The 19,160-nt window shown below is 59.9% G+C and carries 14 protein-coding genes and 1 pseudogene; 10 read left to right on the plus strand and 5 right to left on the minus strand.

The annotated features are described in order from the left end of the window. Window positions 1–74: 74 nt before the first annotated feature. The gene (gene dusC / locus ACB040_RS00905) at window positions 75–1,019 is read right to left on the minus strand and encodes a tRNA dihydrouridine(16) synthase DusC (RefSeq protein WP_139408356.1); all 945 of its coding nucleotides are present in this window, start codon (window positions 1,017–1,019) and stop codon (window positions 75–77) included. A 123-nt stretch (window positions 1,020–1,142) separates the two neighbouring features. On the opposite strand from dusC, the gene ACB040_RS00910 reads away from it, so the two are divergent. From ACB040_RS00910 to nfo, 5 genes are all read left to right on the plus strand, one after another. Beyond that, window positions 1,143–1,520 (plus strand): YbaN family protein, encoded by a 378-nt coding sequence (locus tag ACB040_RS00910; protein WP_265062741.1) that lies wholly within the window; start codon window positions 1,143–1,145, stop codon window positions 1,518–1,520. A 134-nt stretch (window positions 1,521–1,654) separates the two neighbouring features. Continuing rightward, entirely contained in the window at window positions 1,655–2,200 is a 546-nt protein-coding gene (gene apt / locus ACB040_RS00915) for an adenine phosphoribosyltransferase (RefSeq protein WP_005352403.1), read from the plus strand. A gap of 172 nt (window positions 2,201–2,372) precedes the next feature. Further along, window positions 2,373–4,985 (plus strand): DNA polymerase III subunit gamma/tau, encoded by a 2,613-nt coding sequence (gene dnaX / locus ACB040_RS00920; RefSeq protein WP_371154280.1) that lies wholly within the window; start codon window positions 2,373–2,375, stop codon window positions 4,983–4,985. A gap of 114 nt (window positions 4,986–5,099) precedes the next feature. Then, window positions 5,100–5,429 carry a YbaB/EbfC family nucleoid-associated protein gene (locus ACB040_RS00925; protein ID WP_005333445.1) on the plus strand — a complete coding sequence of 110 codons (330 nt, stop codon included), beginning with the start codon at window positions 5,100–5,102 and terminating at the stop codon, window positions 5,427–5,429. Window positions 5,430–5,745: 316 nt separating this feature from the next. After that, window positions 5,746–6,588 carry a deoxyribonuclease IV gene (nfo, locus tag ACB040_RS00930; protein ID WP_247822707.1) on the plus strand — a complete coding sequence of 281 codons (843 nt, stop codon included), beginning with the start codon at window positions 5,746–5,748 and terminating at the stop codon, window positions 6,586–6,588. A 95-nt stretch (window positions 6,589–6,683) separates the two neighbouring features. Here the strand turns inward: nfo and ACB040_RS00935 are convergent, their stop codons facing one another. Beyond that, window positions 6,684–7,589: a LysR substrate-binding domain-containing protein gene (locus ACB040_RS00935; RefSeq protein WP_058058461.1), complete on the minus strand. Its 906-nt coding sequence runs from the start codon at window positions 7,587–7,589 to the stop codon at window positions 6,684–6,686. Between the two features lie 102 nt (window positions 7,590–7,691). On the opposite strand from ACB040_RS00935, the gene ACB040_RS00940 reads away from it, so the two are divergent. The 4 genes from ACB040_RS00940 (at window position 7,692) to ACB040_RS00955 (ending at window position 12,135) form a co-directional block, all read left to right on the plus strand. Next, window positions 7,692–8,684 (plus strand): TDT family transporter, encoded by a 993-nt coding sequence (locus tag ACB040_RS00940; RefSeq protein WP_371154276.1) that lies wholly within the window; start codon window positions 7,692–7,694, stop codon window positions 8,682–8,684. Window positions 8,685–8,942: 258 nt separating this feature from the next. Beyond that, window positions 8,943–9,932, plus strand: coding sequence for a lauroyl-Kdo(2)-lipid IV(A) myristoyltransferase (gene lpxM / locus ACB040_RS00945; protein WP_371154274.1), 990 nt, complete (start codon window positions 8,943–8,945; stop codon window positions 9,930–9,932). A gap of 151 nt (window positions 9,933–10,083) precedes the next feature. Further along, window positions 10,084–11,079 (plus strand): lauroyl-Kdo(2)-lipid IV(A) myristoyltransferase, encoded by a 996-nt coding sequence (locus tag ACB040_RS00950; RefSeq protein ID WP_371154272.1) that lies wholly within the window; start codon window positions 10,084–10,086, stop codon window positions 11,077–11,079. 195 nt (window positions 11,080–11,274) lie between these two features. Next, window positions 11,275–12,135: a PA4780 family RIO1-like protein kinase gene (locus ACB040_RS00955; protein WP_021231339.1), complete on the plus strand. Its 861-nt coding sequence runs from the start codon at window positions 11,275–11,277 to the stop codon at window positions 12,133–12,135. Between the two features lie 13 nt (window positions 12,136–12,148). Here ACB040_RS00955 and ACB040_RS00960 read toward each other — a convergent pair. After that, a pseudogene (locus ACB040_RS00960) lies at window positions 12,149–12,310 on the minus strand (IS3 family transposase); the annotation flags it as partial. A gap of 205 nt (window positions 12,311–12,515) precedes the next feature. Continuing rightward, the gene (locus ACB040_RS00965; protein WP_371154270.1) at window positions 12,516–14,132 is read right to left on the minus strand and encodes a peptide ABC transporter substrate-binding protein; all 1,617 of its coding nucleotides are present in this window, start codon (window positions 14,130–14,132) and stop codon (window positions 12,516–12,518) included. A gap of 382 nt (window positions 14,133–14,514) precedes the next feature. On the opposite strand from ACB040_RS00965, the gene fbp reads away from it, so the two are divergent. Continuing rightward, window positions 14,515–15,549: a class 1 fructose-bisphosphatase gene (gene fbp / locus ACB040_RS00970; RefSeq protein WP_040068095.1), complete on the plus strand. Its 1,035-nt coding sequence runs from the start codon at window positions 14,515–14,517 to the stop codon at window positions 15,547–15,549. 100 nt (window positions 15,550–15,649) lie between these two features. Here fbp and mfd read toward each other — a convergent pair whose 3' ends face one another. Further along, a complete protein-coding gene (gene mfd / locus ACB040_RS00975; RefSeq protein WP_371154291.1) occupies window positions 15,650–19,117 on the minus strand; it encodes a transcription-repair coupling factor in 3,468 nt (1,155 codons plus the stop codon). Window positions 19,118–19,160: the final 43 nt, after the last annotated feature.

The raw sequence follows: 19,160 nt of genomic DNA on the forward strand, positions 1-19,160 counted from the left end.
GACAGACGACAGATTCGGGGCAGTATAGGGATCCGATAACTCTATCAAGATGATATGCGTCAAGTTAAACGTGGTTAGCCGTGGCTTTTGGCTGCTTGCAGCAGGGCATCGCGGATGGGAGCCGTCTCTTTGAGCACCCGGATCTCCTGAAACAGCAGGTCCGCTTCGGGATATTCCCGCTTGAGATAGCTGAACCACTGTTTGATGCGGCTGGGGTAATAGTCGGCTTTTTCGCTGGCCAGATCCTGCTCGGTATAGCTCACCATCAACTGCAGCACCTCGGCCCAGCTCATGTGCGGGCAGCCGGTTTTCATCACGTTGGCCAGATTGGGCAGGGAGATGGCGCCGCGCCCGACCATCAGGGCATCGCAACCCGAGACCCTGGCGCAGGCGAGGGCATCTTTGTGATCCCAAATCTCGCCGTTGGCGGTGACGGGGATGGGCAGGGCGCGGCGAATGGCATCCACATACTCCCAGTGGGCGGGGGCCTTGTAGCCTTCGCGCTTGGTGCGGGCATGAACGGCCAGCTCGTTGGCGCCCCCCTGGAAGACCGCCTGAGCGTTCTCCAGATAGAGATCCTTGTCGTCGTAACCGAGGCGAATTTTGGCGCTCACCGGCAGATGGGCAGGCACCGCCTCGCGCACCGCCTTGACGATGCGGTAGATGGTCTCGGGCTCTTTGAGCAGCACCGCACCGCCCTTGCTCTTGTTGACCGTAGGGGCGGGACAGCCGAAGTTGAGATCGACGCCGGGGGAGCCCAGCTCGATGGCGCGCAGGGCGTTCTCGGCCAGCCACTCGGGGTGTTGCCCCAGCAGTTGCACCCGCACCGGGGTGCCTGCGCGGGTTTTGCCATCTTGCAGCAGTTCAGGGCAGAGGCGGTAGAACACCTTGGCGGGGAGCAGCTGATCGACGACCCGGATAAACTCGCTCACGCAGAGATCGTAATCATTGACGGAGGTGAGAACCTCCCGCATCAGGTGATCCAGTACCCCCTGCATGGGGGCCAAAATAACGCGCATAACGGCTTTCCGACGAGAGTGGCAAGAAAAAAGAGCGCAGATTGTAGTGGGGTTGCGGCCCGCTGTCAGCACCCGCTCAAACTCTGTTAGGCTAGAGGGAGATAAATCACGCAAGGAGAAGGAATGAAGCGTTGGTGTCTGATGGCGCTCGGGTGGCTGGCATTTGCCACCGGTATTGTGGGCATTGTGCTGCCGCTCTTGCCGACTACCCCCTTCATGTTGCTGGCCGCCGCCCTGTTTGCCCGCTCATCGCCCCGTTTTTATCGCTGGCTGCTGGCCCATCCCTGGTTTGGCCCGCCCATCGTGGATTGGCAACAGTATCGCGGCATTCGTCGTCAGGCCAGACGGCGCGCCATTATCTTCATTTTGCTCACCTTTTCGGTGTCGCTGGCGGTGGTGCCACTGCTGTGGGTCAAGGGGCTGCTGGTTATCATAATGGTGATCCTGCTCACCTGGTTAATGCGTCTGCCAGTGCTGGAGCCAGTTGCAATGGTGAAGTGAAGTCCCTAAGCTATTGCAGCAATAATGCTATGGAGTCGGCCTGTCATTTTTGCGTGACAGGCTTTTTTATTTCCCGCAGAAGGGAATTGAGAAAAAATGGCCACCCCTGGGTCAAAAAAATAAGCGGTCAACACATGAATCCGGAAACCCTGAAATTTATCGAAGCAAGCATCAAGACCATTCCCGACTATCCGAAGCCGGGCATTCTGTTTCGTGACATCACCAGCCTGATTGAGAACGCCGAGGCCTTCAAGGCCACCATCGATCTGCTGGCCAATCATTATCGTGATCAAGGGATCACCAAGATTGTTGGCACCGAAGCCCGCGGCTTCATCTTTGGCGCACCGGTTGCCTATGCCATGGGGCTGGGCTTCGTGCCGGTCCGCAAGCCGGGCAAGCTGCCGCGCGAAGTGATCGAGGAGTCCTATGCCCTCGAGTACGGCACCGACACCCTGCAACTGCACACCGATGCCATCGTGCCCGGTGACAAGGTGCTGGTCGTGGACGATCTGCTGGCGACCGGCGGTACCGTCGATGCGACCGTCAAGCTGATCCGCCGTGCCGGTGGTGAAGTGGCCGATGCGGCCTTCATCATCTCCCTGCCGTCTCTGGGTGGCGATGCCCGCCTGACTGCTGCTGGCATCAAGGTAGTCTCACTGGTCGAGCTGGCCGGCGAGTAATGCCTCTTTGGCCCGATCATCTGCATCGGGCCTGCATTGAACCGGTTCCCTTGCGGGCATCGGTTTGAAAATCAAGCGATCCCTCCCGCTCTGACCGATAGCCGATACAGCCAGCCCGCCATTTGTGTTAGCATCCGGCCTCAATGCCCTGTCTTCCCTGCATGATGGATTTATGAGCTATCAGGTTCTGGCGCGTAAATGGCGCCCCCATACGTTTGAACAAGTGGTAGGCCAGCAACATGTGCTGACCGCCTTGACCAACGCCCTGGATCAGGGACGGCTGCATCACGCCTATCTGCTGAGCGGTACCCGCGGGGTCGGCAAGACCACCATCGCCCGTATTCTGGCCAAGAGCCTCAACTGCGAACAGGGGATCAGCAGCCACCCGTGTGGTGTCTGTGATACCTGCCGCGAGATCGATCAGGGCAACTTTGTCGACCTGCTGGAGATTGACGCGGCGTCCCGCACCAAGGTGGAAGATACCCGCGAGCTGCTCGACAACGTGCAGTACCGCCCGGCCCGTGGCCGCTTCAAGGTCTACCTCATCGATGAAGTGCACATGTTGTCGCGCCACAGCTTCAACGCGTTGCTGAAAACCCTGGAAGAGCCGCCCCCCTATGTGAAGTTTCTGCTGGCCACCACGGATCCGCAGAAGCTGCCCATTACCATTCTCTCGCGCTGTCTGCAGTTTCATCTGAAGAGTCTGGATCAGACCCAGATCGCCAAGCAGCTCGAATGGGTGCTGGATCAGGAGGGGCAGCCCTTCGAGCCACGCGCCCTGCTGGCCCTGGCCAAAGCCGCCGATGGCAGTATGCGTGATGCCCTGAGCCTGACCGATCAGGCGTTGGCCCACGGCAATGGCAGCGTGCGCCTCGACAGCGTGCTGGCGATGCTGGGGACACTCGATCACCGCCATCTGCACCAGCTGCTGGAAGCCATTTTGCGGCAAGATGCGCCAGCGACCATGGCCAAGATCACCGAGATCGCCACCCTGGGCCCCGATTTTGATCAGCTCCACGCCGAGCTGGAAGGCTTGCTCCATCGTATCGCCATGGCGCAGCTGCTGCCTGCCAGTGTGCAGGAGCAGGGGGCGGATGCCGATTCCCTGCTGCAACTGGCCAAGGCGATGAGCCCGGAAGAGGTGCAGCTCTGCTACCAGATCGTGCTGGGTGGCCGTAAAGATCTGCCCTGGGCTCCCGATGGCCGCATCGCGCTGGAGATGACCTGCCTGCGGATGCTTGCCTTTTCCCCACGGCGCGATGCCCTGCATCCGGCCAGCCTCACTGCGCTGCCCCCGTCAATGACGAGCAGTGCAGCGAGTAGTGCCACTCCGGTAGCCTCCTTGCCGGGAAAGCGCCCGGCCGCTGAATCGGCCGCAGTGGCACCGATCAGCGGCGCCGTGCCTGCACCGCTAGCCAGCCCTGTTGCCAGCACGCCTGTTGCTACCAGTGCAGTGCCCGCGGTTGATGTATCCCTGCCTTCGATGACGGATGACATCGGCAACCCCGCCGACAGCGAGGAGGAGGCGCAAGCCGCCGAGCTGTTCAGCCAGCAGGATGAGCTGCTGCGCGAGGCTGCGGGCATGGGGTATCAACCCGAGCCCGCGTTGCCACATGCGCAGCCCGATGTGCCAGCGCACTCAGCCGAACAATCTGCTGATGCTGATGCTGATGATCGAGCGCCTGCCGCAGCCGATATGGACTATTCCCGTGGCGAGCCGCTGACCGCCCCCTTCGAGCCCGCGCTCGAACCGACAACCGCGCCGGTTAGCGCACCTGAAGCCGTGTCTGCGGTATCGAGCATGCAAAGCCTGCTTGGTAAGCGAAACATGTTGCGCAGCCGCCAGCGTGGTCAGGATGCCCCGGCGGCGCCCGCGCCGCGCGCGGTGCCGGTTGCGCCAGCTCGTCCTGTCGCGCCCGCCGCCGCACCGACCGTAGCGCAACAGCCAGCTCCGGTCAGCCAACCGGCCGGGCAGGGGATGCCGGCGATGGGTCACTATGATGATCTGCCGCCAGTGGAGCTCTATAACGACAGTTACGAGCCGCAGGGTGACAACGGGGAATACGAGGAGTACCTCAATCAGGGCTTTGCCGAGCAGACTCAGGTGATGAGCCACGCCCCTGTCACGGCACCGGCCCAGCCAACCGATCTGCCACCTTGGGATCTCGACGGGCAGCCGAGCTATCGACCCGGTGAACGCAGCGCTGCGGCGCCAGCGGTGACGCCCGCCCCTGCGACCCGGCCACCCGTTGCCACCACGGCGGTGGCTGCTGCACCGGTGACGCAGAGCGAGCCCGCTCAGCCGGTGATGGAGACCATCGATTGGGATGAGCTCGAGAGCGACAGCGAGCCGCAAGAGGGGGAGGCGACTCGCCTTATCCCCTCCTCGCTGCTCAATGGTTGCGGCGACCCTTGGGCCGAGTTGATCGCTCACACTCAGGTGGGAGGGCGGCTGCGTCAGTTGGCCATCAACTCGGTGATGACGCGGGAAGGGGATAAAGTCCTGCTAACCCTCAAGCCCGAGCAGCGCCATCTGGTGAGCGACAAGGCGCGCGCCGATCTGGCCGAGATCATTGGACCAGCGCTGGGGCAACCGGTGCAGGTCGAGGTGACGCTCGGTGTGGTGCCTGACCAAGAGACCCCCCTCGAGATCGAGCACCGCCTTTATCTCGGGGTGCGCGAGCAGGTGACCCGGGACCTGGAGCAGGATCCCAACGTGCAGTTTTTAGTTCAGCGGTTTGGTGCCGTGCTTCATCACGAGAGCATCGAGCCCCTCAACCGCTAAATTCCGTGGCCGGGAGCTTGCTTCCGGTTGAAAAGCAGTTTGGCTGTCCCCATCTAGGACAGACAAGCCCACAGCCCGGCGCTGGATGCCGGATTTCAAGACGAGAGACGACATATGTTTGGTAAAGGTGGAATGGGGAACCTGATGAAACAGGCCCAACAGATGCAAGAGCGTATGCAGAAGGCGCAGGAGCAGCTGGCTCAGATGGAAGTGACCGGTGAAGCCGGTGCTGGCATGGTCAAGGTCACCATGACCGGTAGCCACAGCGTCCGTCGCATCGAGATCGACCCCTCCCTGATGGAAGATGACAAGGAGCTGCTGGAAGATCTGGTCGCCGCCGCTTGCAACGATGCCGTGCGTCGTGTGGAAGAGCAGAACAAGGCCAAGATGGGCGAACTGACCGGTGGCATGCAACTGCCGCCAGGTTTTAAAATGCCCTTCTAAGGCGACTCTCCCCGCGCATTCTTGCTCCCTTGTCGCTGGCCATTCGGGGCACGGCAAGGGGGACGGCAGAGAGACCCAAAGACGCAGCGTTATTGCTCAGGCGATACGCTGCGTTTTTTATGGGCGCCATGCTGGCGTGGACGGGCTCTACTTATCCCTTCTGGGGAGAGGTTGCTACAGCGCAGGCCGATTGCGCCATGAAACGCAGCACCTCGCTAAAGCAGCACTTTTTGTCGATACCCGCTATCGGATATCCCGGTTTGGCGTGGCCGGGCTGGATCGGCATAATGGCGGCTTGCCGTATTGAGGAGATTGTATGAAATATATCGGAGCCCACGTCAGTGCGGCCGGCGGGGTGGAGAATACCATCGCCCGCGCCCAGGCCATCGGGGCCAACGCGTTTGCCCTCTTTACCAAGAATCAACGTCAGTGGCAGGCGGCCCCCTTGTCGGATGCCACCATCCGTGCCTTCAAGGCGGCTTGTGACAAGGCCGGTTTTCTGCCGGAGCAGATCCTGCCCCACGACAGCTATCTCATCAATCTGGGCCACCCGGATCCCGATGGTCTGGCCAAATCCCGCGATGCGTTTCTCGACGAGATGAAGCGCTGCGAGCAGCTGGGGCTTTGCTATCTGAACTTCCACCCCGGTAGCCATCTCAAGCAGATCCCTGAGGCGGCCAGCCTCAAGTTGGTGAGCGAGTCCATCAACTGGGCGCTGGAGCGCAGTGAAGGGGTGACGGCGGTGATCGAGAATACCGCCGGGCAGGGGACCAACCTCGGCTGGTCGTTCGAGCACCTCGCCACCCTCATCGAGGGGGTGGAGGACAAGAGCCGGGTCGGGATCTGTTTCGATACCTGCCACGCCTTTGCCGCCGGCTACGATCTGCGCACCGCAGAGAGTTGCGCTGCCGTCTTTGCCGAGTTCGACCGTACGGTGGGTTTTCACTATCTCAAGGGGATGCATATCAACGGCGCCAAGTGTACCTTCGGCAGCCGGGTCGATCGCCACCACAGCTTGCGGGAGGGCAATCTGGGGGAGGCGGTATTCCACCACATCATGAATGATGATCGCTTCGATCGCATTCCGCTGATCCTCGAGACCATAGATGAGTCCATCTGGGGCGAGGAAATCAGCTGGTTGCGCAGTCTGGCGAAGTGATACTCAGAAGCGAATCAAAGAGAGGGAGCCGTGGCTCCCTCTCTGCTTTTTCCGTTATTGGCGGGCGAGCCTGCCAGCGGCGCTCCGAGCGGGCGTTACTCTGGGCGGCTCACCTCGGCATCCTTCACCTGAGCCCGGCAGAAGTGGATAAAGTGGCGCAGGGAGGTGGAGTGGTACTTCTGCTTGTGCCAGATAAGGGAGAGCTGGCGCGGGAAGCGACGGGAGAGGGGCAGGGCGATCAGCCGCCCATCTGCCAGGCGATCCGAAGCTGCCAGCCGGGAGATAAAGGAGATGCCAAGCCCCTTCTCCACCGCCAGCATCACCGCCTCCAGGGTGTTGAGTTCAAGCCCTGGTTGCCAGCGGGGCAGCTCGGGCTGGATCTGCTGGATAAACTGTTCTCGGCTGCCCGATTGCGCTTCACGCAATACCCAGGTCTCGCCCCCAAGTCGGGAGAGGGAGAGCTCCTTCTTGTTGGCAAGCGGGTGACCGGGTGGGGCCACCACCAGCATCTCGTCCTGCAGCCAGGGTTCGGCGAGCAGGTCGGGGTGGTGGTTCTCCCCCTCGATCAGTGCCATATCCAGCTCGAAGTTGGCCAGCGCATGGCAGAGCAGGTGAGTGTTGTTGATGGTCACCTTGGGGGGGAGTCCCAGCTCCTGTTTGCTGCTGGCGAGCAGGGTGGGGAGCAGGTAGTTGCCGATGGTCTGGCTGGCACCAAGGCGCAGCTGGCCGCTCGGTTCGGCATCGGGGCTGAACAGGTTCTCGATATCCTGCATCCGGGTCAGCAGCTCTTCGGCGGCCGGTTGCAGCAGGCGCCCCTCGTTGTTGAGCTGCAATCTGGGGTGAATGCGGTCAAACAGCGGGGTGGAGAGCTGGCGCTCCAGCTCCTGCAGCGACTGGGAGACAGCCCCCTTGCTCAGGCAGAGCTCGTTGGCGGCAAGGCCAAGGTTTCCATAGCGGGCAATGGTGGCGAACACTTTCAGTTGCTGCAGGGTCAGTTTCATCGTGTTTGGTTTTCCTGAATGATTGATTTAATTCATTTAGATATCGTAAACGATAAGGGGCCATTATCCTATCGCCATAGTCATCAATAGAAAGGTGTCATCATGATCGCAAGAACCCGTAAATCACTGGCTGCCGCCCCAACCCCCATGGCGGGTCTGGCGCTGGGCATCGCCAGCCTTGGTTGGTGTTGGGAAAATGCCGGTCACTTCGATGGCCGGATGCAACTGCTGGGCGCTGCCATTGCGGCCGTGCTGCTGGTGATCCTGACCTTCAAGTTTCTGCTTCACCCGAACCTGCTGTTGCAGGATCTCGCTCACCCCGTGGTGGGCAGTGTGGTTCCGACCTATGCCATGGGCACCATGGTGGTCTCCAAAGCGCTGGGTATGATTGCGCCGCAAGCGGGCGAGGCCCTCTGGCTGTTTGCCGTGGCGGTTCACCTGCTGTTCCTGGCCACCTTTATCTGGCATCGCGCCAAAGAGTTTGAAATCCACCACATGGTGCCGAGCTGGTTCGTGCCGCCTGTGGGGATCATCGTGGCTGACGTCGCCTTCCCGGGTGGTCAGTTTGCCCCGCTGGCCAACGGCCTGCTCTGGTTCGGGATCATCTGCTATGGCCTGATGCTGCCGCTGATGCTCTATCGCCTGATCTTCAGCCATGAAGTGCCGGATGCCGCCAAACCGACCATTGCCATTCTGGCGGCTCCTGCCAGCCTCTCTTTGGCCGGTTACCTGACCGTCAGCCAGGAGCCGTCACTGCTGTTGGTGGCCGTGCTGTTGGGGATTGCCATCCTGATGACCGGTATCATCTATCTGGCCTTCATCAAACTGCTGCGTCTGCCCTTCTCGCCGGGTTATGCCGCCTTTACCTTCCCGCTGGTGATCGGTGCCACCGCTCTGTTCAAAGTGGCTCATCTGGTTGAAGGATTTGCGCAAGGGAGTCACTACGTCGAGCAGATCAGACTGCTGGCCCACTTCGAGCTGGGGGTGGCTACCGTCATCGTCGGGTATGTGGCACTGCGTTACCTGATGTTTTTTCTGCCGCAGCGTAATACCGAAATGAATAACGGCATGGCCCGCCAGGGTGCTCACCGTTAAATCTTGAAGAAGATGTGACATCGGGAAATGGATAAGCAGTGCGCTCCGAGAGCGACGGGATAAACGACCAGTCATACGATGGATGGACAAAGAGCCTCCACCTTGGTTGTGTAACGAGCAAAATGCCCCGCAGTGCGGGGCATTTTTTTATGGTTTTTTGATGTGGCGCCCGTGGCGGGCTATTTGCCATGGATTTAACTGGTATTACCTGTCAGGACGACTACAATGCAGCACCACTTTTTCGCTCGACCCCAATACATGTCGTCCCAAGATCCCGTATTTGACTCCTCTTTTGAAGCCCGTTTTCTGCATCCCCGCTACTGGTTCAGCTGGCTGGCGCTCGGTGTGCTCATGCTGCTGGCCTTTGTGCCGGTGCGATTGCGCGACCGTTTGGCCGAAGCCTTGGCACCGCTGGTGTTTCGTATCTCGAAAAAACAGATCTATATCGCCAGAACCAATCTGGAGATCTGCTTCCCGGACAAGAGCCCGGAAGAGCGGGATACCATTGCACTGACCTCGATCCGGGTCGGCCTCAAGAGTCTGTTGGGATTTGGCGAGTTCACCATGCGCAGCCAGCGTTATCTGATGAGCCGGATGCAGGTGATCGGTTGGGAGCATATCGAGGCGGAGCGGGCGGCCGGCCGTCCGGTGATCCTGGTGGTGCCCCATACCTGGCCGGTGGATGCCGCCGGTTACTGCTTCACCCAGCGCGGGGTGCCGATGTGCACCATGATGAAACGGGCGCGCAATCCGGTGTTTGACTGGCACCTCAACCGTGCACGAGCCAAGAACGGTTGCCGTGTTTACGAGCGCAGCGCCGGGATCAAGGCGGTGATCAGAACCATCAAGAGCGGTCGCAGCTTCTTCTATCTGCCGGATCAGGATCATGGCCGCGAGAAGAGCATCTTCGCCCCCTTCTTTGGCTATCCCAAAGCGACCCTGCCTGCCTTGCCCCGTCTGGTGCAGGTCAGTGGCGCCAAGGCGGTGCCGCTGCTCGCCTGCTATGACGAAGCGAACCACTGCTACCGGCTGGAGATTGAGGCACCGTTCGACAACTATCCCACCGAGGATGTGATGGCCGATACCTGTCGGATGAACGACATGGTGCAACAGCAGCTGATGCGCCATCCGGGCCAGTACATGTGGTTCCTCAAGATCTTCGATACCCGTGAAGATCAGGAGGGGCTGGATGGCCTCTACGAAGAGGGGATACGCCGGATCCGCAAGGGATTGTCGCCCCACGGTTGACCCAGAATTTGCGTTGATTGAAATGGCCCCAGGTGGGCCATTTTTTTATGATAACTCGTCTGATCAGTGCCTTGCGGGTCGATGGCCTGCCTCCCCAGGGTAGAAAAAAATGTCAGGATAACTACAATAACCGTTTGTTTTTGATGACTTGATGGCCGCCATGTCTGCGTTAGATCCGGTATTTGATACCTCATTTCATAGCCGCCTGCTGCATCCCAAATGGTGGGGCAGCTGGTGCGCGCTGGGCCTGCTCTCCCTGCTGGCATTTACTCCTGCGAGATTGAGGGATCGCTTTGCCGATCTGGTCTCACCGACCCTGCTGCGTTTTTCGAAAAAGCAGGCCTATATCGCCGATACCAACCTCAAGATCTGCTTTCCCGAGCTGGATGCCACCGCACGTCAGGCGCTGCTGCTCAAATCGATCCGGGTCGGGCTCAAGACCTTTATGGGCTTTGGCGAGCTCAGCTGGCGCAGCAAGGCACGGCTGACCCGCCGCATCAAGGTCACCGGCTGGGAGCATGTGCAAGCGGAGCAGGCTGCAGGCCGCCCGGTGATCCTGGTGGTGCCTCATACCTGGGCGGTCGACATGATTGGCCGCTACTTCTCCATGATGGGCATTGAGATGTGCACCATGATGAAGAGCCCGAAAGATCAGGTGTTTGACTGGTACATCAACCGCGAGCGGGCCAAAGGAGGCAAGGTGTACGAGCGCAGCGCCGGCATCAAACCGGCGATCAAGTCGATCCGCGCCGGTGCCAGTTTTTTTTACCTGCCGGATCAGGATCACGGCCGCGAGGCGAGCGTGTTTGTTCCCTTCTTTGGCCGCCCCAAGGCAACCCTGCCCGCGCTGCCCAAGCTGGTGAAGCTGACCGGTGCCAGGGCCGTGCCCATCTTCGCCAGCTATGACGAGGATGAGGGGTGCTATCTGCTGGAGATCGAGCCGCCGTTTGACCCTTATCCCACCGCCAATCTGCTGGCAGACGTCAACGCCATGAATCGGGTGGTGGAGATGCAGGTGGCGCGCCATCCCGAACAGTACATGTGGTTTCTCAAGATCTTCGAAACCCTGGAGCATCAGGAGGGGGATGACGGCCTCTATGAAGCGGGGATCCAGCGCATTCGTCAGGGCTTGCCGCCCGAACCTTGAAAATTGGCCCGCTTGCGAGCCATTTTTGTTGGCACAGGCGCCTTTCGTATTTGGTCTGCTGCTGGTGGTTTTTAAGGCGAATGGGTGGACAAAAACAGCGCAAACAGGGGATAACAGGGTGTCTTATGAAAGGGAGAGGCAGGTGAGCGTGCGCGGAGCTATCTTCGAGAGCGGAAATAGGGTAAAAGGGCGGCCATGAAAATTCCAAATCGAATCCAACCTCTGGTTGATGACGGCCTGGTCGATGAGGTCGTCAGCCGGTTGATGAGCGGCAAAGAGGCCGACGTCTATGTGGTGCGCTGCGGCGACGAGATCCGCTGCGCCAAAGTTTATAAAGAGGCGTCCAAGCGCAGCTTCAAGCAGGCCGTGGTCTATCAGGAGGGGCGCAAGGTGCGTAACAGCCGCAGCGCCCGCGCCATGGAGAAGGGCTCCAAGTACGGTCGCAAGCAGCATGAGGAGGTGTGGCAGAACACCGAGGTTGATGCCCTGTTCAAGCTAGCAGCGGCCGGTGTGCGGGTGCCGCAGCCTTATGTTTGTCTGGACGGCGTTCTGCTGATGGAGCTTATCACCGACGAGGATGGCAATGTCGCGCCGCGCCTCAACGATGTGGCACTCACCCCCGAGCAGGCGGTCATCGACCATGCCAAGGTGATCCGCTATGTGGTGCGGATGCTCTGCGCCGGTCTTATTCACGGCGATCTTTCCGAGTTCAACGTGCTGGTGGATGAGCAGGGCCCCGTGATCATCGATCTGCCGCAGGTGGTGGATGCCGCCGCCAACAACCAGGCCAAGGCGATGCTGGAGCGGGACGTCAACAACATGCGCAACTACTACGGCATGTATGCCCCCGAGCTGCTCAAGACCCGTTATGCCCAGGAGATGTGGGCGCTGTTTGAAGATGGCAAACTCACCCCCGATAGCGAGCTGACCGGTCACTTTGAAGAGAGCCGCGCCGCCATCGATCTCGATTCGGTGCTGCAGGAGATCGAGAGCGCTGAGGAGGAGGCCTATGCCCGTCAGGCCCGGATGAAGGCGGAGCAGGAAGACAGTTACTAAAGATTTTTAGTGGTCAACTCAATCTGGATACTTGGTTCGGTTGAACCTCGGATTTTGCTGGTGGCATCCCGCCATTGTGTTGATGTGGATGCGGCCAGTTGTTGTAATCCATCAGGTAATAACTGATTTCCCGCTTCTCCTCCCGTAGGTTCATGCCCCCACCAATGGGATCCCACCAAGTCCCCCTGACGTCTGAACCACATAAAATAGTGTCTGGGATGATTAGACCATATATGGACGCCGTCGGGTGGTTGGCTCCTTGTCCCGAAGAGTAATCTTGCGTGAAAACGTAAGTGGGCCCAATGGCCCGTTTGGCCGCCAATGAAAAGCGCCTGCAGCAATGCAGGCGCTTTTTATATGATCAAGCAGTGCCAGACAGGTTACTGGGCGACCAGATAGAGGTCCCGGCTATAGACGATGTCTTGCGGGCTCTCATAGGGATAACCCTTGACGAACGGCTTGAGCAGTCGCGATTTGACGTAGAAGTAGAGCGGCGCGATAGGGGCGTCAGCCTCGATCAGTGCTTCTGCCTGCTGGTAGAGCTGATTGCGCTCGGCCGCATCCTGCGAGTCGTGGGCCTTGGCTAGCAGGGCATCGTACTCCTTGTTGAACCACTTGCCGCTGTTGGCGCTGCTGCTGGAGGTCAGGATATCGAGGAAGGTGGAGGCATCGTTATAGTCCCCGTTCCAGGAGTAGCGGCTCACCCCGAAATCCCCCTCGTTGAGTGCCGAGACCATGGTTTTCCACTCCATGTTGTTGAGGGTGGCGGTGACCCCCAGGTTGTGTTTCCACATGGAGGAGACGGCCAGCGCAATCTTTTTGTGGCTCTCGTTGGTGTTGTAGAGAATGTCCACTGTGAGTGGCTTGTCCGGGCCATATCCCGCTTCGGCCAACAGGGCTTTGGCTTGCTTGATCCGCTCATCTTTGCTCTGCAGCTGGCTGGCCGGTTTTTTCAATTCAAAGCCGTCCACAATGGGGGGCGTGAAGCTATATGCGGCAATTTGTCCCTGTCCCAGGATCTTGTCGGTGATGGTCTCCCGGTCGATGGCGAGCGAGAGCGCCTTGCGTACTTTCGGGTCATCGAACGGTTTGCGCTGGGTATTGAAGACATAGTAATAGCTGGCCAGCGTGGGGACGCTGACCAGTTCTTCCGGGCTCTTGCTCTTGAGCTGCTTGTACTGCTCCAGCGGATAAGTGGTGTAGTGCAGTTCACCGGTGCGATAGCGGTTGTAGGCGGCGGTTTCCGAGACGATCTCCAGATAGATCACCTTGTTCAGGACGGTGTGCTGGTTGTTCCAGTAGTGGGTATTGCGCTCGGCACTCAGCCGCTCGTTGGGGGTCCACTCCTTGAGTACAAAGGCACCGTTGGAGACGATATTGCCCGGTTTGACCCAATCCTTACCGTATTTTTCAATGGTGGCCTTGGGGGCCGGGAACGTGGTGTAGTGGGCCAGCGTCTTCAGGAAGAAGGGGACCGGATTTTTCAGGGTGACTTGCAGGGTGTGGTCATCGAGCGCCTTGATCCCGAGCTCTGACGGGCTCTTCTTGCCCTCTGTCACCTCCCTTGCATTGACCACTCCGGTCAACTCGATAAACCAGGCGTAGTTGGAGGCCGTCTTGGGATCGGCCGCCCGTTGCCAGCCGTAGACATAATCGGCGGCGGTGACCGGTTCACCGTTTGACCACTTGGCCTCGGGCCTCAGCTTGAAGGTGTAGACGGTACCTGTCTTGTCGACCTCGTAGCTGACGGCGCCTGCTGGTTTGATCTTGCCGGTATTATCCAGCTCATAGAGCCCTTCAAACAGATCGTTGACGATGGCACTACCGGCGGTCTCTTCTACCAGCTGGGGGTCGATGGTGGTGGGTTCGGTGCCGATATTGGTCACGTAGATTTGTTGGGCATCCGGCAGCAGCTTGGTACCGGCAGGCACCTGGGCAGCCCAGGCGGGAAGGGCAAACAGTCCGGCTACCATGCCGGCAATGAGAGTCTTGTTCATTGATAATCCTTGAGTTTTATTTGCTTCCAAAGCGAAATCAGTGTGCTGGATTGGCGATCGGATCTCAAGAGGCAATGGCTAAGGGAGCAGCAGGCCCATCAGACTCTATTTTTAATGGCCCAAGGCCAGTCAGCTCATGGCTTGCAGCAGGTTATTGCCACGAATTAAGGGGCTGAAAGTTATCGATTGAAACCGAATGAAACGCGCCTTTTACCATAACGTGAGGCGAAATAGTCTATTTAATAGGCCGCTTAATTCGCTGCAAAAACAAAAAACAGACGTTACATTAGGTTACAAATCAAGGCCGCCGGTGATCGGCATTTTTTTTGCCGATGCCTGCAAACGTTTTCAATGCCAACGGATGCGATCTAAAGGAACAAAAATGCGAAACATGATCACCATGGGTGAGTTCATCGTCAAAAAGCAGGCGGATTATCCTACCGCGACCGGCGAGCTAACCTCGTTGCTCAGCTCGATCCGCCTTGCTGCCAAGGTGGTGAACCGGGAGATCAACAAGGCGGGACTGGCGGATATCATCGGTTCCATGGGCGCTGAAAACGTACAGGGCGAGGTGCAGCAGAAGCTGGATGTCTACGCCAACGAACGCTTCAAGGCGGCGCTCGAAGCGCGCGGCGAGGTGTGCGGCATGGCCTCGGAAGAGGAAGAGGACTTCGTCGCCTTTGACTCACCGCTCTCCAAAAACTCCAAGTATGTGGTGCTGATCGACCCGCTCGATGGCTCTTCCAATATCGACGTCAACGTCTCGGTCGGAACCATCTTCTCCATCTACCGCCGTTTGAGCCCGCAGGGTTCGCCGGTGACCCTGGAGGACTTCCTGCAACCGGGCAACCGTCAGGTCGCCGCCGGTTATGTGGTCTACGGCTCCTCCACCATGCTGGTCTACACCACTGGGTTTGGCGTCAACGGCTTTACCTACGACCCCTCCATCGGCTGCTTCTGCCTCTCCCACGAGAACATCCGCATTCCGGAAGAGGGCAAGATCTACTCCATCAACGAGGGCAACTACATCAAGTTCCCGGACGGGGTGAAGAAGTACCTGAAATATTGTCAGGAGCGCGATGAGGCGACCCACAGACCCTACACCTCCCGCTATATCGGCTCCCTGGTTTCCGATTTCCATCGCAACCTGCTCAAGGGCGGCATATACATCTATCCGTCCGGCACCAATTCGCCGAACGGCAAGCTGCGCCTGCTCTATGAGTGCAACCCGATGGCGTTTCTGGTGGAGCAGGCTGGTGGCAAGGCCTCTGACGGTTTTGGCCGCATCATGGATATCCAGCCCACCGCGCTGCACCAGCGTACCCCTTACTTTGTTGGCTCGACCAAGATGGTGGAGCGCGCCGAGGCCTTTATGCGCGAGTTCTCCGGCCATGAGGATCCAGCCAACCAGGGCTGAACGTACGCAGTAGTCAGATAGCAAATAAAAAACGGGAGCCGATATGGCTCCCGTTTTAGTTGGCGTTATCTCTCTGGCTCGCCGCCAGCGTTGCAGATATTCACAGGCTGTTGTTGGCCAGATCAGCCAGCAAACCATCCACCAGTTTCAGGCGCATGGCGCGATCCTGGGTCGGCACCTGGAAGCGCAGCCGGGTCGGCCCGTCCATCTTGTAGACCCGTGGCTGGCTGGAGAGCAGTTTGACCAGATAGGCCGGATTGACCTTGGTCTCCTGGGTGAAGTCCAGATAGCCGCCGCGCTCGCTCATCTCCACCCGGCGAATGCCAAGGGCGGTGGCACGCTGGCGGAAGGCGGCCAGCTCCAGCAGGGTTTTGGTTGCCTCCGGCAACAGGCCAAAGCGGTCGATCAGCTCCACTTTCAGCTCGCGCAGCTCCTGCTCGTCCGCCGCACTGGCGATCCGCTTGTACATGGAGAGGCGCATGTTTACGTCCGGAATATAGTCATCCGGCAGCAGCGCAGGCAGGCGCAGCTCCACCTCGGTGTGCTGGCTCATCAGCTGCTCCAGCGATGGCTCCTTACCATTTTTCAGCGCCTCGACCGCCTGCTCCAGCATCTCCATGTAGAGGGTGAAGCCGACCGATTCGATCTGACCGCTCTGATCGTCGCCGAGTAGTTCGCCTGCGCCACGGATCTCCAGATCGTGGGTCGCCAGCGCAAAACCGGCGCCGAGATCTTCAAGCGAGGCGATCGCCTCCAGCCGCTTGGCCGCATCCTTGGTCATCAGCTTGGGATGGGGGGTGAGCAGGTAGGCATAGGCCTGATGGTGAGAGCGGCCAACCCGACCCCGCAGCTGGTGCAGCTGGGCCAGGCCGAGATGATCCGCCCGATCCATGATGATGGTGTTGGCGCTCGGAACGTCGATACCGGTCTCGATGATGGTGGTGCAGACCAGCAGGTTGAAGCGCTGGTGGTAGAAGTCAGACATGATCCGCTCAAGGTCGCGCTCGCGCATCTGGCCGTGAGCGATACCAATGCGCGCCTCTGGCACCAGCTCCGCCAGGTCGGCTGCGCACTTCTCGATGCTCTCGACATCGTTGTGCAGATAGTAAACCTGACCACCACGCTTCAATTCCCGCAGTACCGCCTCGCGTACCACTGCCGGTTCGTGCTGGCGGACAAAGGTCTTGATGGCGAGCCGCTTGGCGGGCGGAGTCGCGATGATGGAGAGATCTCGCATGCCGGACATCGCCATGTTGAGGGTGCGCGGAATAGGGGTGGCGGTGAGAGTGAGGATATCCACATCGGCCCGCAGCGCCTTGATCTTCTCCTTCTGGCGCACCCCGAATCTGTGCTCCTCATCGACGATGAGCAGGCCCAGATCCTTGAAAGTGAGCTCGGAGCCGAGCAGCTTGTGGGTGCCGATGATGATGTCCACCTTGCCTTCGGCCAGCTCTTTCATCACAGCGCTCTGCTCCTTGGCGGAGCGGAAGCGGCTCAGCACCTCGACCCGCACCGGCCAGTTGGCAAAGCGGTCGCGGAAGTTGTCGTAGTGCTGCTGGGCGAGCAGGGTGGTGGGCACCAGCACGGCAACCTGCTTGCCGCCGTGGACGGCCACAAACGCTGCCCGCATCGCCACTTCGGTCTTGCCGAAACCCACGTCGCCACACACCAGTCGGTCCATGCTCTTGGCCTGACACATATCCCCCAGCACCGCATTGATGGCGTTGAGCTGATCGTCGGTCTCCTCGAACGGGAAGCTGGCGGCAAACTGGCGATAGGCCTCTTTGTCGTGCTTGAAGGCAAACCCGGCGCGAGCGGCGCGATGAGCGTAGACATCCAGCAACTCGGCTGCCACGTCGCGCACCTTCTCCGCCGCCTTGCGCCGCGCCTTGCTCCAGGCCTCGCCGCCGAGTTTGTGGCTGGGCGGGTTATCAGAGCCGGTGTAGCGGCTGATAAGGTGCAAACTGGTGACCGGCACGAACAGCTTGTCGCCGCCGGCATATTCGAGGGTCAAAAACTCGGTGGGCAGACCACCGGCATCGATGGTCTCCAGTCCCAGATAGCGGCCGACCCCGTGATCCAGATGGACCACCGGCTGGCCCTGGGTCAGCTCGCCCAGGTTTCTGATCACTGCATCGGAGCTTAAGTTTTTGCTCTTCTCCCGCGCTCGCTTGCTGCGCACCTTGCCGCCCAGCAGCTCGGTCTCGGTGATCAGCGCCAGTGGATCCTGACCGACCTCCTGCCACAGGAAGCCACGCTCAAGGGGGGCAACCAGCAGGCCGTGGCGATCCGGGCTCGCCATAAAGGCGTCAAGGGAGGGGAACTCCTTGGGTTGCAGCGAGATACGCGCCAGCAGATCGCCGAGCACCTCCCGTCGCCCTTCGGATTCCACCGCAAACAGGGTGCGCCCGGCAAAGCCTTGCAGGAACTGGTTGAGCGCCAGCAAGGGTTGCTCCTTGCTGTGATCGAGTTGCAGATCCGGCAGGGCCGAGATAGGCAGATCGTGCTGACCAGCATCGCCCGCAGTGGCGGCCTCTTGCAGCCGCACCGCGCCATATTGGCCCAGAGAGGCAAAGAGCTGCTCCACCGGCAGATAGAGCTGGGCCGGGGGTAGCAGGGGGCGAGTATTGTCCCAGCGTCTGTCTTCATAGCGCTGGCCGATATCGTTCCAGAAACGCTGGGCGGCGGGGTAGATATCCCCCACGGTGAGCAGCAGGGTATCTTCCGGCAGGTAGTCAAACAGGCTGGCAGTCTGGTTGAAGAAGAGTGGCAGATAATACTCGATGCCGGCGGGCCAACGCCCCTTGCTCACCTCCTGATAGACGGAGCCCTCGGCCCGCGACAGCTCGAACTGCTCGCGGAACTGGCCGCGAAACAGTTCGATGGCTGCCTCGTCGGTAGGGTATTCCCGGGCGGGCAGCAGGCTGACCGTCTTGACTGGTTCGCTGGAGCGCTGGGTTTCGGGATCAAATGGGCGGATGGAGTCCACTTCATCGTCGAAGAAGTCGATGCGATAGGGGCTGCTACTGCCCATGGGGAAGAGATCGAGCAGGGAGCCGCGGGCGGCAAATTCGCCATGTTCCAGCACCTGATCCACCGCCACGTAACCCGCCTCAGCCAGGCGGCCGCGCAGCTGTTGCAGATTGAGGCGCTGACCGGCCTTCACCATCAGGCTGTATTTGTCGAGATAGACCCGGGGGGCACAGCGCAGCATCAGGGTGGAGATGGGGACAATCAGCACCCCCTTGCTCATCTGCGGCAGCTTGTAGAGAGTCTCGAGCCGCTGGGAGATGATGTCCTGATGGGGGGAGAAAGTGTCGTAGGGCAGGGTCTCCCAATCGGGGAACAGCAATACCGGCGCAGACTGATCGGCTAGCTGCTTGTCTGCCAGCAAGTACTGTAGCTCCTGCTCCAGGCGCAGGGCGCTCGGGGTATCGGCGGTGATAAGCAGTACCGGCCCCTTGGCTTCATTGGTGAGACGGGCTGCAATCAGCGAGAGGCTGCTGCCGACCAGCTGGCCGAGCGTGATCTTTTGGCCCGCTTTGGCGGGCAAGGCGGGGAGTGTCATTGGCATGGTTCGATTCTTTTAACGTTGACGTTATCTATCGCTG

The organism is Aeromonas sp. S11(2024) (genome assembly GCF_041402345.1).
Taxonomy (GTDB): Bacteria; Pseudomonadota; Gammaproteobacteria; order Enterobacterales; family Aeromonadaceae; genus Aeromonas; species Aeromonas veronii.

What these genes read in the sequence shown, in the direction of transcription:
- lpxM (WP_371154274.1), top strand. Translation starts at nt 8,943, where the DNA reads ATGTCGTCCCAAGATCCCGTATTTGACTCCTCTTTTGAAGCCCGTTTT.
- nfo (WP_247822707.1), top strand. Translation starts at nt 5,746, where the DNA reads ATGAAATATATCGGAGCCCACGTCAGTGCGGCCGGCGGGGTGGAGAAT.
- mfd (WP_371154291.1), bottom strand. Translation starts at nt 19,117, where the DNA reads ATGACACTCCCCGCCTTGCCCGCCAAAGCGGGCCAAAAGATCACGCTC.
- ACB040_RS00965 (WP_371154270.1), bottom strand. Translation starts at nt 14,132, where the DNA reads ATGAACAAGACTCTCATTGCCGGCATGGTAGCCGGACTGTTTGCCCTT.
- fbp (WP_040068095.1), top strand. Translation starts at nt 14,515, where the DNA reads ATGCGAAACATGATCACCATGGGTGAGTTCATCGTCAAAAAGCAGGCG.
- ACB040_RS00955 (WP_021231339.1), top strand. Translation starts at nt 11,275, where the DNA reads ATGAAAATTCCAAATCGAATCCAACCTCTGGTTGATGACGGCCTGGTC.
- dusC (WP_139408356.1), bottom strand. Translation starts at nt 1,019, where the DNA reads ATGCGCGTTATTTTGGCCCCCATGCAGGGGGTACTGGATCACCTGATG.
- ACB040_RS00925 (WP_005333445.1), top strand. Translation starts at nt 5,100, where the DNA reads ATGTTTGGTAAAGGTGGAATGGGGAACCTGATGAAACAGGCCCAACAG.
- apt (WP_005352403.1), top strand. Translation starts at nt 1,655, where the DNA reads ATGAATCCGGAAACCCTGAAATTTATCGAAGCAAGCATCAAGACCATT.
- ACB040_RS00950 (WP_371154272.1), top strand. Translation starts at nt 10,084, where the DNA reads ATGGCCGCCATGTCTGCGTTAGATCCGGTATTTGATACCTCATTTCAT.
- ACB040_RS00940 (WP_371154276.1), top strand. Translation starts at nt 7,692, where the DNA reads ATGATCGCAAGAACCCGTAAATCACTGGCTGCCGCCCCAACCCCCATG.
- dnaX (WP_371154280.1), top strand. Translation starts at nt 2,373, where the DNA reads ATGAGCTATCAGGTTCTGGCGCGTAAATGGCGCCCCCATACGTTTGAA.
- ACB040_RS00935 (WP_058058461.1), bottom strand. Translation starts at nt 7,589, where the DNA reads ATGAAACTGACCCTGCAGCAACTGAAAGTGTTCGCCACCATTGCCCGC.
- ACB040_RS00910 (WP_265062741.1), top strand. Translation starts at nt 1,143, where the DNA reads ATGAAGCGTTGGTGTCTGATGGCGCTCGGGTGGCTGGCATTTGCCACC.